Source organism: Flavonifractor sp. An100 (assembly GCF_002161175.1).
Classification (GTDB): domain Bacteria; phylum Bacillota; class Clostridia; order Oscillospirales; family Oscillospiraceae; genus Lawsonibacter.
Genome location: NZ_NFMA01000019.1, coordinates 21,155 through 35,845, shown reverse-complemented (window position 1 = coordinate 35,845; position 14,691 = coordinate 21,155). Strand labels below are relative to the sequence as shown.

Here is a 14,691-nt window from a genome sequence, read left to right as displayed (position 1 = left end):
GAGGTCCCCTATGACAGCTTCCCTCACCCCTGTGACCCGGCGCTATCTGCGGGACTTTGCCTTCCGTCTGATGGTATTTTTGTGCATCGGAGCGCTCTATCTCACCGCCCCCTCCCTCCTGGACTTTACCCGCGCCGGCCGCCCCAGCCTCCCCTTACTGCTGCTCTGGGCTGTGGTCCTGCTGTCCATGGTGGCCCAGCTCAGCCCCAAAAGCGGCCTGACCACCGGCTGTCTGAAACAATACCCCACCCGGTACGCCCCCGCCCCCTCCTATTCTCCCCAACAGCTGCGCCAGGCAGTGCACCAGCAAAACCGGGGTGCCCGTAGGGTAGCGGCGGTGTGGCTGGTCATTAACCTTTGCTTTGGCGCTCTGTACCACCGGGGTATTCTCCGCATTCCTCACCTGGTGCTGCTGTGTGCCCTGTGCTATTTGTGCGATCTGGTGTGTGTACTCTTCTTTTGCCCCTTCCAGACTTTCCTGATGGGCAACCGCTGCTGTGTCAACTGCCGGATTTTTGCCTGGGGGTCCTGGATGATGGCCGCCCCCCTGATGTGTGTGCCCCACTGGTACGCCCAGAGCCTCTTTTGGACGGGAGTCGTGGTCCTCGTGTGCTGGGAGGTGCGTTACCGCCGTCATCCGGAGCGGTTCTGGTCCGGCTCCAACCGCAATCTCCAGTGTGCCCACTGCAAAGAACAGCTGTGCCGGTACAAATTCCCCCGCACCCACTAAAAAATATCCGCCGCCCGACCAAATGGCCGGGCGGCGCTCCCTGTTGCAATCCGATTCTTATAATTTCACGGGAATGGGACGGGCCACGGTCAGGCTGTCCGGTGTCACCCGGCACTCCATAGCCAGCACCTCCACTCCTGCCCGGGCGGCCCGGCGCACAGCCGCACCAAATTCCGGATGGGTGAGGTCATTGGGTTCCAGATACCGCATCCCTTCCATCTGGACGATGAAGCAGAGTGCCGTTTCATACCCCGCCTCGTGGGCGACCACCAATTCCTCCAGGTGTTTGACACCCCGCAGCGTGGGGGCATCCGGGAAGCGGACGATCCCCTTCTCCTCCAGGGTGACCCCCTTTACCTCTACAAACCCCCGTATGGGCTCCTTTTCCGATTGCTCCCAGTAATAATCAAAACGGGAGTTACCATATGTAGTCTCCGGCCGCAGCAGGGACAGCGCTCTGCGGAAGCCTCCGGCCGCCGCCCACTCCCCAAAGACCCGGTTGGGGGCCTGGGAGTCCATGTTGATGAGCAGAGGGCCCTCCTCCGTCTCCTTCTCCACCGCCACCAGATCGTACAGGGTCTTTCGGGCGGGGTTGTCGCTTTTGGTCAGATAGACCCGGCAGCCAGGCACCAACAGTTCCCGACACCGGCCGGTATTTTTCACATGGCAGACCTGGACCGCTCCCTCCACCTCCACGTGGGCAATGAAGCGGTTGGGCCGGGCCACAAAAACTCCGGGGGTAATATTTGGATAGCGCATGGAATCGTCTCTCCCCAGTTTCACTTCTGATTTCTTTGGCCCACACACTGTGGACCGGACTTTCAGTATAACCAACTTTTTGAATCGAGGCAAGGGCTATGGAACAAACCGCCTACCGTAACATCATTCTCGCCGCCTCCCTGTGGGGATGCATCGGCGTATTTCTCAAGCTGCTCACCGCTGCCGGCCTGTCCTCCATGGAGGGGGTGGCCGTCCGCGGGACGGTGGCCGCAGTGGTCTACGGCCTCTTCCTGGCCCGCACCGCCCCCTCCGCCCTGCGCATCCAGCCCCGGCACTGGTACTACTTTTTCGGCACCGGGGTGTGCTCCCTCCTCTTCTTCAACTGGTGCTACTTTAACGCCATCTCCTCCAGCTCCATGTCGGTGGCGGCGGTGCTCCTTTACACCTCCCCTATCTTTGTCACCTTCCTCTCTGCCTTCCTGTTCCGGGAGGCGGTTACCCCCATAAAGCTGGCCGCCCTGGCCCTCACCTTTGCCGGCTGTGCCCTGGTCACCGGACTGTTTCCCCTGGGGCAGCAGCATGTATCCTTTGTGACAATACTATTCGGATTGGGCTCCGGGTTCGGCTACGCTCTGTATTCAATTTTTGGCAAGTTTGCCCTGCGGAAGTACCCCTCCTCCACCGTCACCTTCTACACATTTCTGTTTTCCGCCGTGTTTGCCCTGCCCCTGTCCGGCCTCCACCGGGACCTGGCCCTCCTCACCGACTGGAGAGCCATTGTGGGCGCGCTGGGCATCGGGGTGCTGTGCTGCATCCTGCCCTATCTTCTCTACACTGAGGGACTCCGCTACGCCGAGGCGGGAAAGGCCGCCATTTTAGCTACCATCGAGCCCTTTGTGGCCGCCCTGCTGGGCATCTGCGTATTCCGGGAGGCAATCACCCTTTACAAGCTGCTGGGCATGGCCGCCATCTTTTTTGCCATCCTTCTGCTCAACCGCCCGGCTAAGAAAAAAACTCCAACCGCTTAAATTTTTTCTTGACAACACATCCCGGGGCCGCTATAATGACCCCAAAGTTCAAAGCAGAAACCGATGAGGAAGAGGAGTAGCTCCGAGTCAGAACCTCACAGAGAGCCGCGGGTGGTGGGATCGCGGCAGGGGATGCCGGTGTGAATGGACTTCCGAGGGCTAAGCGAACGGGGTTTTTCCCTCAGTAGCGCGACGGGGACTCCACCCGTTATCCGGGGAGCATGGGCTGTTGGGCCTGTGAAAGTGAGTGGGCGTATGCATATACGTCAATCCGGGTGGCACCGCAGAGGCTGATGTTCAGTCCTTTGTCCCAGAAAAACATTTTTCGGGGACGAGGGGCTTTTTTCTTTGCCCTTTTCCCCAGACGAAAAGGAGACGATTGTATGAAAACCATTCCTCACCGCCTGTATTTGACCGAAGAGCAGATGCCCAAGCAGTGGTTCAATCTCCGCTCCGCCATGCCCCAGCAGCCCGACCCTCTCATCCACCCCGGCACTCTGCAGCCTCTGGGGGTAGACGACCTGGCCCCCATCTTCTGCACCGAGCTGGCCCGCCAGGAGCTGGACGGCTCCACCCCCTATGTGGACATTCCCTCTGAGGTGCTGGAGGTCTACAAAATGTACCGTCCCTCCCCCCTCATCCGGGCCTACGCCCTGGAAAAGGCCCTGGGCACCCCGGCGAAGATCTACTACAAGTTTGAGGGCAACAACACCTCCGGCTCCCACAAGCTAAACTCCGCCGTGGCCCAGGCCTACTATGCCAAGCAGCAGGGCCTGTCCGGGGTCACCACCGAGACCGGGGCCGGCCAGTGGGGCACCGCCCTCAGCGAGGCCTGCTCCTACTTCGGCCTGACCTGCGATGTGTACATGGTCAAGTGCTCCTACGAGCAAAAGCCATTCCGCAAAGCGGTGATGGGAGTCTTTGACGCCGCCGTCACCCCCTCCCCCTCCAACACCACCCAGGCCGGACGAAAGATTCTGGCTGAAAATCCGGACACCACCGGCTCCCTGGGCTGCGCCATCTCCGAGGCGGTGGAGGCTGCCGTCCAGAGCGGCGGCACCAAGCGGTACGTGTTGGGGTCCGTCCTCAACCAGGTGCTCCTCCACCAGTCCATCATCGGCCTGGAGAGCAAGCTGGCCATGGAGGAGCTGGGGGAGTACCCCGACGTAGTGGTGGGCTGCGCCGGCGGCGGCTCCAACCTGGGCGGTCTCATCGCACCCTTCATGGCCGACAAGCTCACCGGCAAGAAGGACGTGCGCATTGTGGCGGTGGAGCCCGCCTCCTGTCCCTCCTTCACCCGGGGCAAATACGCCTACGACTTCTGCGACACCGGCAAGGTGACTCCCCTGGCCCGGATGTATACCCTGGGCTCCGGCTTCATCCCCTCCGCCAACCACGCCGGAGGCCTGCGCTACCACGGCATGAGCCCCATTCTCTCCAAGCTCTACCACGACGGACACATGGAGGCGGTATCCTACAAGCAGACCCAGGTCTTTGAGGCCGCCATCCTCTTTGCCAAGCGGGAGACCATCCTTCCCGCTCCCGAGTCCGCCCACGCCATCAAGGGCGCCATTGACGAGGCCCTGAAGTGCAAGGAGACCGGAGAGGCCAAGACCATTCTCTTTGGCCTGACGGGCACCGGCTACTTCGACATGACCGCCTATGAGTCCTACCTCTCCGGCCGTATGTCGGATTACGTCCCCACAGACGCCGACCTGCAGAAGGGCTTTGACTCCCTGCCCAACATTCCTCAGAACCAGGGGATTTGAGAACTCGGGCTTTTCTTTGTTCCGTTCCGTCGTTTTCCCGACCGGGGGAGCTGTGTTGAAACAGCTCCCCCGGTTTTTTGGCTTTTCTTTCTCTTTGGGCTCCATTTTACCGCAACTTTTTTCTCTGTTCGTCGTCTAACCTGACAAATGGGGTTTTTCCATTGCCCATTTGTGCAGAAAGGAGCGTTTTGTATGATTCGTCTGGTCGCCTCCCTGTTAGCCGCCGCCCTGGCCCTGCCTATGACAGGCTGCGGCTCTCCCGCCTCCTCTCCCTCCTCCAGCACCTCTTCCCAGCTCACCGTAATTTCCGCCTCTCCCACCGCCCTCAACCAGCCGGTGATCCCCGACTTCCCCCAGATGCCGCTCCCTCCCGAAGGAGCGGACGCCGACTGGGACGCTTACAACGCCGCTGACGACGCCTATCGCCAGGCGCTGGGCCAATTCCGAAAAACAGGAATTTCTCAACAGACTGTTCAGGCCTTGAATGACTTTTCCCTCCGCACTACCCCTCTGGTCCTGGCCGGTCAGGAGGGGGAGAACGCCATCTACTCTCCTCTGTCTCTGTGGAGCGCGCTTGCCATGCTGACCCAGTGCGCTGACCATACTAGCCGGGAACAGGTTCTCTCTGCCCTGGGAACCGATGGGCTGGACTCCTTGACGGAGCAGGTAAACCAGGTATGGCAGGGTCTGTACACCGATGACGGACAGCGCTCCCTGCTGCTGGGTAATTCCATCTGGCTCAACAGCGCTGTGGAGGGCTCCTATGTCCCCGAAACCCTGGACACCCTGGCCCAGGCCCACCATACCGGTGTCTTTTCCGTCCCCATGGGCACCGGGGAGGCCGACCAGGCCATCACCGACTGGGTGAGCCAACAGACCGAGGGGCTTATCGGTTCCGATGAGCCGGTGCTGGAGACCACAGCCGACACCCTGGCTGTGCTGGCCTCCTCCCTCTACTACAAGGCGGCCTGGATGGACGAGTTCTCCCCGGGAAACACGTATCCCGACACCTTCACCGACGTCCAGGGAAAAGAAAACCAGGTTGACTTTATGCACCAGAACGACTCCGGCGACTATCTGGTGGGAGACAATTACCGCGCGGCACGGCTATCCACCACCCTGGGCGAGATGGTCTTTGTCCTCCCCGATGAGGGCACCTCTCCAGAAGCCCTGCTACAGCAGGATGGATTCCTCTCCCAGCTGGATTTTTCTTCCGACCAGGTGAACCATGGGCAGATTCAGTGGTCGGTGCCCAAATTCGACGTGAACAGCCAGTTGGATCTGATGTCCGCTCTGGAGCAGATGGGAATTGCCGATCTGCTGGACCCCGATCGGGCCGACCTGTCTGCTCTGACCTCCATCCCGGCTTACCTGTCCAAAGCCCAGCAGCTGTGCCGGGTCAAGGCCGATGAGGAGGGGGTGGAGGCCGCCGCCGTCACTCTGCTGGTCATGGATGCCACCGCCGCCCCGGTGGACGACGAGCCCTTTGTGATGGATCTGGACCGGCCCTTCCTCTTCCTCATCCGCAGCGAAGGAGTCCCTCTGTTTATTGGGGTGGTCAATTCCGTTACTCCATAAAAAACAAACAAATCCCCCCACTCGGATATATTCCGGGTAGGGGGGATTTTTGCGTATATGGGATTATCCGTCGATGACTTCTCCGGTGAGAACCTGGCGGCTGTCCACCACCAGTTCCCCGTCCCGGACATCCACCGTCAGCTTGGCACCGGACTCCACCTCGTCGGCAATGATCTTCCGGCCAATGAGGGTCTCCACGGTGTGCTGTAGGTAGCGGCGTAGGGGACGGGCGCCGTAGATGGGATCGTAAGCGGCCTGGATGATCTCCTCCTTGGCGGCGGGGGTGAGCTCCACGGTGAGCTGCTTATCCTCCAAACGCCGGTTCAGATCGGCCACCATCAGGTCGATGATATGGGTCACGTTGTCCCGGGTGAGGGGCTTATAGAAGACGATCTCGTCCAGCCGGTTCAAGAACTCCGGGCGGAAGGAGCGCTTCAACAGCTCACTGACCTGGTCCCTGGCCTGCTGGCTGATCTCGCCATTGGCGTCAATGCCGTCCAGCAGGAACTGGGACCCCAGGTTGGAGGTGAGGATGATGATGGTGTTCTTAAAGTCCACCGTCCGGCCCTGGCTGTCGGTGACACGGCCGTCGTCCAGCACCTGGAGCAGCACGTTGAACACGTCGGGGTGGGCCTTCTCCACCTCATCAAAGAGGATGACGGAGTAGGGCTTTCTCCGCACCGCCTCGGTGAGCTGGCCGCCCTCCTCATAGCCCACATATCCGGGAGGCGCTCCGATGAGTCGGGAGACGGAGAACTTCTCCATATATTCGGACATGTCGATGCGCACCAGGTTCTTCTCGCTGTCGAACAGGGCCTCAGCCAGGGTCTTAGCCAGCTCCGTCTTGCCCACGCCGGTGGGGCCCAGGAACAGGAAGGAGCCGATGGGCTTCTTGGGGTCGGCAATGCCGGCCCGGCTGCGCAGGATGGCCTCGGACACCAGGCGCACCGCCTCGTCCTGACCCACCACGCGCTTGTGGAGGATGTCCTCCAGGTGCAGCAGCTTTTCCCGCTCCCCTTCCATCAGACGGGCCACGGGGATGCCGGTCCAGCGCTCGATGATCCGGGCGATCTCCTCCTCGGTGACCTTGTCCCGCAGCAGGGAGCGCTGCTTGCTCTCATTGGCGATCTGCTCCTCCGCCTCCAGGGCCTTTTTCAGCTCTGGGATACGGCCGTACTGCAGCTCGGCGGCCTTCTCCAGGTCATACTCCCGCTGGGCCTTCTCCAGCTGGGCGTTGGCCTCCTCCAGGTCAGAGCGCAGCTTCTGCACCTTGCCGATGGCACCCTTCTCATTGTCCCACTGGGCCTTCTTGGCTTTGAACTCCTCCCGCATGTCGGAGAGCTCCTTCTGGATTTCCGCCAGATGCTCCTGGGAGAGCTTGTCGGTCTCCTTCTTCAGGGCGGCCTCCTCGATCTCATGCTGGATGATCTTCCGCTGGATCACGTCCAGTTCGGTGGGCATGGAGTCCATCTCAGTGCGGATCATGGCGCAGGCCTCGTCCACCAGGTCGATGGCCTTGTCCGGGAGGAAACGGTCGGTGATATAGCGGTTACTCAGGGTAGCAGCGGCGATGATGGCCCCGTCGGTGATTTTCACGCCGTGGTAGACCTCATAGCGCTCCTTCAGGCCACGGAGGATGGCAATGGCGTCCTCCACCGTGGGCTCGTTCACCATGACCGGCTGGAACCGCCGCTCCAGGGCGGCGTCCTTTTCAATGTACTGCCGGTACTCGTTGAGGGTGGTGGCACCGATGCAGTGCAGTTCACCCCGGGCCAGCATGGGCTTTAAGAGGTTGCCCGCATCCATAGCGCCCTCGGTCTTGCCCGCACCCACAATGGTATGCAGCTCGTCGATGAAGAGGATGATCTTGCCCTCGGACTTCTTTACCTCGTTGAGAACGGCCTTCAACCGCTCCTCAAACTCGCCACGGTACTTGGCCCCGGCGATGAGGGAGCCCATATCCAGGGCAAAGATGGTCTTGTCCTTCAAAGAGGCGGGCACATCCCCCTTGACAATCCGCTGGGCCAAGCCCTCGGCGATGGCCGTTTTACCAACGCCCGGTTCGCCGATGAGGACGGGGTTATTTTTGCTCTTACGGGACAGGATGCGGATGACATTACGGATCTCGTCGTCCCGGCCGATCACCGGATCCAGCTTGTTCTGCCGGGCCCGCTCCACCAGGTCGGAGCCATATTTCTTCAAGGCATCGTAGGTCTCCTCCGGGTTGTCGCTGGTCACCCGCTGGTTGCCCCGGACAGAGGCCAGCGCCTGCATGATCTTTTCCCGGGTGACGTTATAGGTACGGAACAGCTCCTTCAAGGCGCTGTTGGCCTGGTTCAACAGGCCCAGGAACAGGTGCTCCACGGAGATATACTCGTCCTTCATGGACTGGGCCACCTGTTCGGCCTCCTTCAGGGCCCGGTCCACATCCTGGGCCACATAGACCTTGTCGGCCTCCCGGCCGCTGCCGGACACCTTGGGCAGCTTTTCCACCTCCGCCTTCACCGCAGCCTGGAAGCTGGGCAGCGTCAAGCCAGCGGCGGTGAGCAGCTGGGGAATGAAGCCCTCTCCGTCGGATACCAGGGCCAACAGCAGGTGCTGCTGCTCGATCTGCTGCTGACCGTACTCCTGGGCCAGGCTCTGGGCCCCCTGGATGGCGGCCAGGGATTTTTGCGTCAATTGGTTCATATTCATGTCAGAAACCTCCTTTAGTTGGTTTCACAAATTCAGCTTTGTTTTAGCACTCTTATTTCTTAAGTGCTAAATTCATCATATACCATATAGAGAAAATTTGCAAGGGGAAATTTTATTTTTTCCTGAAAAAAGGAGCAGGCCGAAGGCCTGCTCCCCCTCGCCTTCCTTACTGGATGGCGATCTTACGGCTCTGAGGCTGAGCCTCGGACTGCTTGGGCAAGGTCAGCTTCAGGATGCCGTCCTCATAAGCGGCTCCAATGGCATCCTCCTGGATACCGCTGACATCAAAGGAACGGGAGAAGCTGCCCGTCCGGCGCTCCCGGCAGACGTACTTGCCGTCCTCACCCTTGTTCTCCACCTTCTCGTCATGCTTGGCGGAGATGGTGAGCACACCGTCCTTCAGGTCCAGATCAATGTCCTCTTTCTTAAAGCCAGGCAACTCGGCCTCCAGCAGGTAGTGGTCGCCTTCGTCCTTAATATCGGTACGGAAGGCGGGGAACTGGCCCCTATGAGTGGGGAAGAAGTTGCGCTCAAAATCATCAAACAGGCTGTTCAAACTATTGTTGCGATCAAAGGGAATCATGCTATACATAAATCAAAACTCCTTTCGGACCCTCCCGGTGAAGTCCTTTGCTCCACCTCCCAGGTCCTTCTTAACTTTGGCTTTAGTATACGTCTTAATTATGAACATTTCTCGCAAACAATATGTCTAAATTGTAAATTCTAGCACTCTTAATATGTGAGTGCTAATTTGTGGGAGCGTTTCCTCCCGGTGCATTCTCTTGCCCCAAGCTTTGAAACCTGTTATAATTTTACCGTATTACGACAGAAGTTAGGAGGCACTCTATGAAAATCCTGGTTTTTGGCCCAAAAGCACGCTACGACGCCTATCTCCCCGATTTTGCTCCCCAGTTGGGCGCAGAATTGGTTTTTTGTCCTCAGGACAGCGCCCCCCGTCAAGCCGCGGCGGAGAACTCCGACGCTCAGGTCCTTTTCACCGACCCTATTGTTGATACAGGCCGGGATATCATAGAGCTGCTGCCCAATTTGAAGCTGATCCAGTCGGAGGGAGTCGCCTTCAACCGTATCGACCTGGAGGCCGCCCGGGAACGGGGGATCTACGTGTGCAACAACAAGGGCTGCAACGCCGCCTCCGTAGCAGAGCACACCGTTATGCTTATGCTCATGGCTCTGCGCCACGGCATCACCGGCCACAACGCCGTCCGGGCAGGCCGACAGTTTGAGATGAAAGAGGCTGTGATGGCCTCCGGAGCCCCCGAACTGGGGCTGTGCTCCGTTGGTCTCATTGGCTTTGGAGATATTGCCCAGGCCACCGCCCGCCGTCTGGCACCCTTCGGCTGCCAGCTCTACTACTATAGTCTCCACCGCCGCTCCCCCCAGGTAGAAGAGGATTTTGGGGTCACTTATCTCCCCCTGGAAGAGTTGGCTGCCCGGTGCGATATTCTCTCCCTCCACTGCGCGGTCAACGACCAGACCCGGAACATGGTAAACGCTGACCTCATCGCCAAAATGAAGCCCACTGCCATTCTGGTCAACACCGCCCGGGGCGATCTGGTGGACAATATGGCCCTGCGTCAGGCTCTCATCGAGGGGCGGATTGGGGGCATCGCCATGGATACTCTGGCTCCAGAGCCCACCCCCGCCGACCATCCCCTGGTGGACCTCCCCCCTGAAGTGGCCGACCGCGCCATCTACTCCCCTCATCTGGGCGGCAATACCGGCGGCTCCTTCCACCGGGCCCACCGAAACATGTGGAACAACGCCCGACTCATCCAACAGGGCAAGCGTCCCAACTTTATTGTCAACGGCCTATAAAACGAAAAAAGCCGGCTCACTTGGTATCCCTGATACGGGCGACTTTGCCGGCATTTAATACCCCGGCAGATATTGCTTCAGCAATATCTGCCGGGGTATTTTTTAACTCACGCATCTTCCACAGTGGAACGTCCTACTCTTTTGTAAAGAGATAGATGGACGGCGAACGCATCGAGAGGTCTTGAATCAGTTCCTCTTTTGGAACTTCCAGCGTGTGGTCTTGCATACAAATTACCCGAGCCGCCCGGTCCGGATGCAGATATTTTTCCCGGGTATAGGAAGGATCCGCAATCTGTATACGGTCACCATTCTTTGCAAACGCTAATACATAATGGCCATGTTGTGAAAAGGTTCCTACTCTCCCCTGCGTATCTCCTCCAACATTTAAAATTGCCGCTCCCTTTTTCGATAAACTACACAGCAAATCGGACAGGGTATCACTCCAAGAGAATTGAAGCTGGTACTTTTTTGCTAAAGCTGCCCCCAGCTTTTTCATATCCGTTCCGTTACGATTGGCACCCGCCTCAATAGAGAGAGCAATTCCCTCTTCTACCGTAAGGATTTCTTCTGTCAACCGTTCCATCAGCATGCATGCGCAACAAATTCCACAGCCCGCTTGAGCTACAGTCGGATAGGGCGGACAGAATGGAGCATCCGGTGTAAGTGTGGTAGGGTAGACGAGATTGACATACTCTAACTGGTTAATTATTTTCATGTTTCCTCCCTCTATTCTGCTTGCTTTTATGTTGATTTTATGGCAAAATTATTATAAAGATTTAAGAAAATGCATGGTGTTTTAAATTGGAGTGAACTTGCGGCATGATTCAAGATTATAATGCAATACCAGTAGACACACTCTTTAATCAGTTGAACGAAAAGGCAAATGAAGTCTACAAATTTGTCATGCTGTACAGTCAATATATGTCAGAACAGCACTATTATGGTGTCGGAATCCCCATCAACATGGTAGAGATACATACTTTGACTGCCATTGAAGAAAACCCTGGTATTACCATCTCCCAGCTGGCCAGCATGTGGCAGCGCACAAACAGCGCTCTTTCCCAAACAGCCACCAAACTCGAGCAGAAGGGCTATATAATTCGCCGAAAAGACCCCAATAACGCTCGCAATGTCCAACTCTACGCCACCGAATCAGGACAGGAATTAAGTGTGGCTCACAAAGCTTACGATACTATGAACGTGACACAAACTCTCCAAGAGTTGTCCCGCAGCTGTACCCCTCAGCAAATTGACAACTTTTTCTATGTTCTTCATGCCTATATCCAGCTTTTGGAACAAGATCAAGAATGAGCGTCTCCGTCTATGACTTAACATAAAGGATAACATTTTCTTCTCCTGTTTTCTTTATAGAAATTAAAAAGCGGCCGGTAACGGCCGCTTTTTAATTTCTAGTATCATCTCTACGAGGATCTCCGCACCTTCCAGGGCAAATCCGCAGTCTATACCTCTTGTGCTTTTACCTTGCCCTCCTCAATTTCACGCCAGTAATGGCAAGCCACAAAATGCCCAGGCTGGGCCTGCTCCAACTGGGGCTCACTTTGGAAGCATTTCTCCTGCGCATAGACACAGCGGGTACAGAATCGGCAGCGATCCTCCGGATCAATGGGCGAGGATATCTCACCACGCAGCAAGATCCGTCGTGTCTTATCATGGATGTTGGGCCGAGGAATAGCTGACAGCAACGCCTTAGTATAGGGATGGAGCTGGGTATGGAACAGCTCCTTGGCATCGCACTTTTCCACCATCTCTCCCAGGTACATCACGGCTATATCATTGGAGATATGCTTAACTACCGACATATCATGGGTAATAAAAATATAGGTGAGCTTGCGTTCCTCTTGGAGATCCTGCATCAGGTTCAGAATTTGGGCCTGGATGGACACATCCAGAGCGGACACTGGCTCGTCACAAACTACAAACTTGGGATTCAGAGCTAGCGCCCGTGCAATGCCAATACGTTGACGCCGCCCCCCGTCCAGCTCGTGGGGATAGGCGTTATAGAGCCGTCTAGCCAGGCCTACGGTGTCCATCAACTTGGCCACCTCTTCGTCGCAGCTGACCCCTTTCTTGTGCATCTCATAGATCTTCAGCGGCTCCCCAATAATCTCACTGACGGTCATACGAGGATTAATGGAGGAATAGGGGTCCTGAAAAATCATCTGCATCTGCTGGCGCAGCTTCTTTTTCTGGTCCTTGGTGGGATTGGTAATGTCCTCCCCCTCAAAATAAATCTTTCCCCCTGTATTGTCCAAGAGATGAAGGATTACACGGCCCAGCGTGGATTTTCCGCAGCCGGACTCTCCCACCACGCCCAGCGTCTTGCCTCGTTCCAACGTGAAGTTAATCCCATCCACGGCGTGTAGGATACCTTTGGGGGTAGAAAAGTATTTTTTCAGATCCTTTACTTCCAAAATTGTATCCATATCATCACTCCTCCTGGTTTTGGAACATGAGACACTTCACAGTATGGCCCGGAGATATCTCACGCAGCTCCGGATCCTGGGTCTTGCAGGCCTCAGTACAGTGGGGACACCGCGGGCTAAAGGAACAGCCCTTGGGCAGGTTAGTGGGGTCAGGCATTAAGCCGGCAATGGGGTTAAGCCGGTCTGTGTCCTTATCCAGATCAGGAATGGAGCCAAACAGGCCCTGAGTATAGGGATGAGAGGCATGCTCATAGATATCGCTGAGATCACCGTACTCCACAATCTCTCCCGCATACATGATGGCCACCTTATCACACACCTGGGCTACTACGCCCAGATCGTGGGTGATGAGGATCATAGCGGTATTGAGTTTATGTTTTAGATCGGCAATCATTTCCAACACCTGTGCCTGAATGGTCACATCTAGAGCGGTGGTTGGTTCATCGGCGATCAGCAATCTTGGATTACAGGCCAAGGCAATGGCTATGACCACACGCTGCTTCATACCGCCGGAGAACTGGTGGGGATAGTCCCCATACCGTTCCCCGGAGATACCCACCATCTCCAACATCTCCTGTGCCTTGATAGACGCCTCCGCCCGAGACACCTGGCTGTGCAGACGAATCACCTCGGCAATCTGATCGCCCACCGTGAGCACTGGGTTCAGTGAGGTCATCGGGTCCTGAAAGATCATGGAGATATCATGGCCCCGCATTTTTCGCAGTTCCCGTTTGGATTTTTTCAGCACATCCTCTCCGTCAAACATGATCTTGCCGCCCACAATTTTTCCTGGTGGATTGGGAATCAGGTTCATGATGCTCATGGCAGTGGTGGTTTTGCCCGCACCAGTCTCTCCTACCAGTCCAAGGGTCTCACCCACACCCAGCTGAAGGTTTAAGTGGTTCACGGCCTGTACCACACTCTTATCCTTAAAAAAATGCACCGATAAATCCTGAATGGATAAAATTGGTTCGCCCATAACACTTCTCCTTTAGCTCTTCAGTTTGGGATCCAAAGCATCCCGCAGGCCATCACCAAATAGGTTCAAGCCGAAAATAATCATCATGATAGCCAACCCCGGGAATGTCATAACCCACCAATAGCTCCGGAAGTAGGGCCGGGCCGCTGACAGCATGGCACCCCACTCAGCGGAGGGCGGCTGAACTCCCAGACCGATAAAGCTCAGGGCAGACGCCTCCAGAATGGCCTTTGCTACGCTCATGGTAATCTGAACAATGATGGGGGCCAGGCAATTGGGCAAAATGTGGCGCATGATGATCCGCAAGTCGGATGCGCCAATGGAACGAGCAGCTTCGATGTACTCCTGCTCTTTTACCGACAGGATGGAAGCCCGAACGATTCGAGCATAGGCTGGTACTGCACCGATGGCCACGGCAATGATCACGTTGCGGATCCCGTTGCCCAGCGCAGCCACAATGGAAATGCCCAGCAACGTACTGGGGATAGCCAACATGATGTCGATCAGACGCATTAGGATATTATCCGCCTTGCCGCCATAAAAGCCTGCCACAGAGCCTATTATCATACCCACTGCCGCGGAGAGAATGGCAGCACAGGCACCAATGGCCAGAGAGTAGCGGCTGCCGTAGATAACTCGACTGAACACGTCCCGTCCGAAGTCATCGGTACCAAAAATATGTTCCATGCTGGGGGGCTGGAACTTCTGAGTCAAGTCCTGGTCATCTACCCCGTAGGGTGCAATCACGTCAGCGAACACCGCCATAATGATCAGCAAAATAATGAGAACCAGGCCCACCATGGCCAATTTGTTTTTCTTCAGCCCTTTCCAGGTCTGGCGCAGCATACCTTCCTTCTTCACTGCGCCAAACTCCAGACTCGGAGAAATCCGTACATTTGCAGTTCCCATACAC

Annotated in this window: 13 protein-coding genes; 6 read left to right on the top strand and 7 right to left on the bottom strand. The window is 56.9% G+C overall.

The features are described 5' to 3' along the window. The first annotated feature begins 10 nt into the window (after positions 1 to 10). Positions 11 to 730: a hypothetical protein gene (locus B5E43_RS10845; RefSeq protein WP_087396633.1), complete on the top strand. Its 720-nt coding sequence runs from the start codon at positions 11 to 13 to the stop codon at positions 728 to 730. A gap of 57 nt (positions 731 to 787) precedes the next feature. Here the strand turns inward: B5E43_RS10845 and sfsA are convergent, their stop codons facing one another. After that, positions 788 to 1,489 carry a DNA/RNA nuclease SfsA gene (gene sfsA, locus B5E43_RS10840; RefSeq protein ID WP_087396630.1) on the bottom strand — a complete coding sequence of 234 codons (702 nt, stop codon included), beginning with the start codon at positions 1,487 to 1,489 and terminating at the stop codon, positions 788 to 790. Positions 1,490 to 1,587: 98 nt separating this feature from the next. Between sfsA and B5E43_RS10835 the strand changes: the two genes are divergently transcribed. The 3 genes from B5E43_RS10835 (at position 1,588) to B5E43_RS10825 (ending at position 5,825) form a co-directional block, all read left to right on the top strand. Then, the gene (locus tag B5E43_RS10835; RefSeq protein WP_087396628.1) at positions 1,588 to 2,478 is read left to right on the top strand and encodes an EamA family transporter; all 891 of its coding nucleotides are present in this window, start codon (positions 1,588 to 1,590) and stop codon (positions 2,476 to 2,478) included. A 383-nt stretch (positions 2,479 to 2,861) separates the two neighbouring features. Beyond that, positions 2,862 to 4,247 (top strand): TrpB-like pyridoxal phosphate-dependent enzyme, encoded by a 1,386-nt coding sequence (locus B5E43_RS10830; protein ID WP_087396626.1) that lies wholly within the window; start codon positions 2,862 to 2,864, stop codon positions 4,245 to 4,247. A 192-nt stretch (positions 4,248 to 4,439) separates the two neighbouring features. After that, positions 4,440 to 5,825 carry a serpin family protein gene (locus tag B5E43_RS10825; RefSeq protein WP_158099034.1) on the top strand — a complete coding sequence of 462 codons (1,386 nt, stop codon included), beginning with the start codon at positions 4,440 to 4,442 and terminating at the stop codon, positions 5,823 to 5,825. Between the two features lie 63 nt (positions 5,826 to 5,888). Here B5E43_RS10825 and clpB read toward each other — a convergent pair whose 3' ends face one another. Both clpB and B5E43_RS10815 read right to left on the bottom strand, forming a co-directional pair. Continuing rightward, a complete protein-coding gene (gene clpB, locus B5E43_RS10820; protein WP_087396623.1) occupies positions 5,889 to 8,519 on the bottom strand; it encodes an ATP-dependent chaperone ClpB in 2,631 nt (876 codons plus the stop codon). 166 nt (positions 8,520 to 8,685) lie between these two features. Then, the gene (locus tag B5E43_RS10815) at positions 8,686 to 9,111 is read right to left on the bottom strand and encodes an Hsp20/alpha crystallin family protein (RefSeq protein ID WP_087396621.1); all 426 of its coding nucleotides are present in this window, start codon (positions 9,109 to 9,111) and stop codon (positions 8,686 to 8,688) included. 254 nt (positions 9,112 to 9,365) lie between these two features. On the opposite strand from B5E43_RS10815, the gene B5E43_RS10810 reads away from it, so the two are divergent. Next, positions 9,366 to 10,355, top strand: a complete 990-nt coding sequence (locus B5E43_RS10810) for an NAD(P)-dependent oxidoreductase (RefSeq protein WP_087396619.1) — start codon at positions 9,366 to 9,368, stop codon at positions 10,353 to 10,355. A gap of 133 nt (positions 10,356 to 10,488) precedes the next feature. On the opposite strand, the gene B5E43_RS10805 is transcribed toward B5E43_RS10810, so the two are convergent. Then, complete coding sequence (locus B5E43_RS10805; RefSeq protein ID WP_158099033.1) at positions 10,489 to 11,070, bottom strand: hypothetical protein; 582 nt, start codon at positions 11,068 to 11,070, stop codon at positions 10,489 to 10,491. Between the two features lie 104 nt (positions 11,071 to 11,174). On the opposite strand from B5E43_RS10805, the gene B5E43_RS10800 reads away from it, so the two are divergent. Beyond that, on the top strand, positions 11,175 to 11,666 hold the full coding sequence (locus B5E43_RS10800) for a MarR family transcriptional regulator (protein ID WP_087396614.1): 492 nt from the start codon (positions 11,175 to 11,177) through the stop codon (positions 11,664 to 11,666). Between the two features lie 149 nt (positions 11,667 to 11,815). Here the strand turns inward: B5E43_RS10800 and B5E43_RS10795 are convergent, their stop codons facing one another. The 3 genes from B5E43_RS10795 to B5E43_RS10785 are packed head-to-tail and all read right to left on the bottom strand — an operon-like array spanning position 11,816 to position 14,687. After that, positions 11,816 to 12,799, bottom strand: a complete 984-nt coding sequence (locus B5E43_RS10795; RefSeq protein WP_087396613.1) for an oligopeptide/dipeptide ABC transporter ATP-binding protein — start codon at positions 12,797 to 12,799, stop codon at positions 11,816 to 11,818. 4 nt (positions 12,800 to 12,803) lie between these two features. Beyond that, positions 12,804 to 13,778, bottom strand: coding sequence for an ABC transporter ATP-binding protein (locus tag B5E43_RS10790; RefSeq protein WP_087396611.1), 975 nt, complete (start codon positions 13,776 to 13,778; stop codon positions 12,804 to 12,806). Between the two features lie 12 nt (positions 13,779 to 13,790). Further along, a complete protein-coding gene (locus B5E43_RS10785; protein WP_206406988.1) occupies positions 13,791 to 14,687 on the bottom strand; it encodes an ABC transporter permease in 897 nt (298 codons plus the stop codon). Between the last annotated feature and the right edge of the window lie 4 nt (positions 14,688 to 14,691).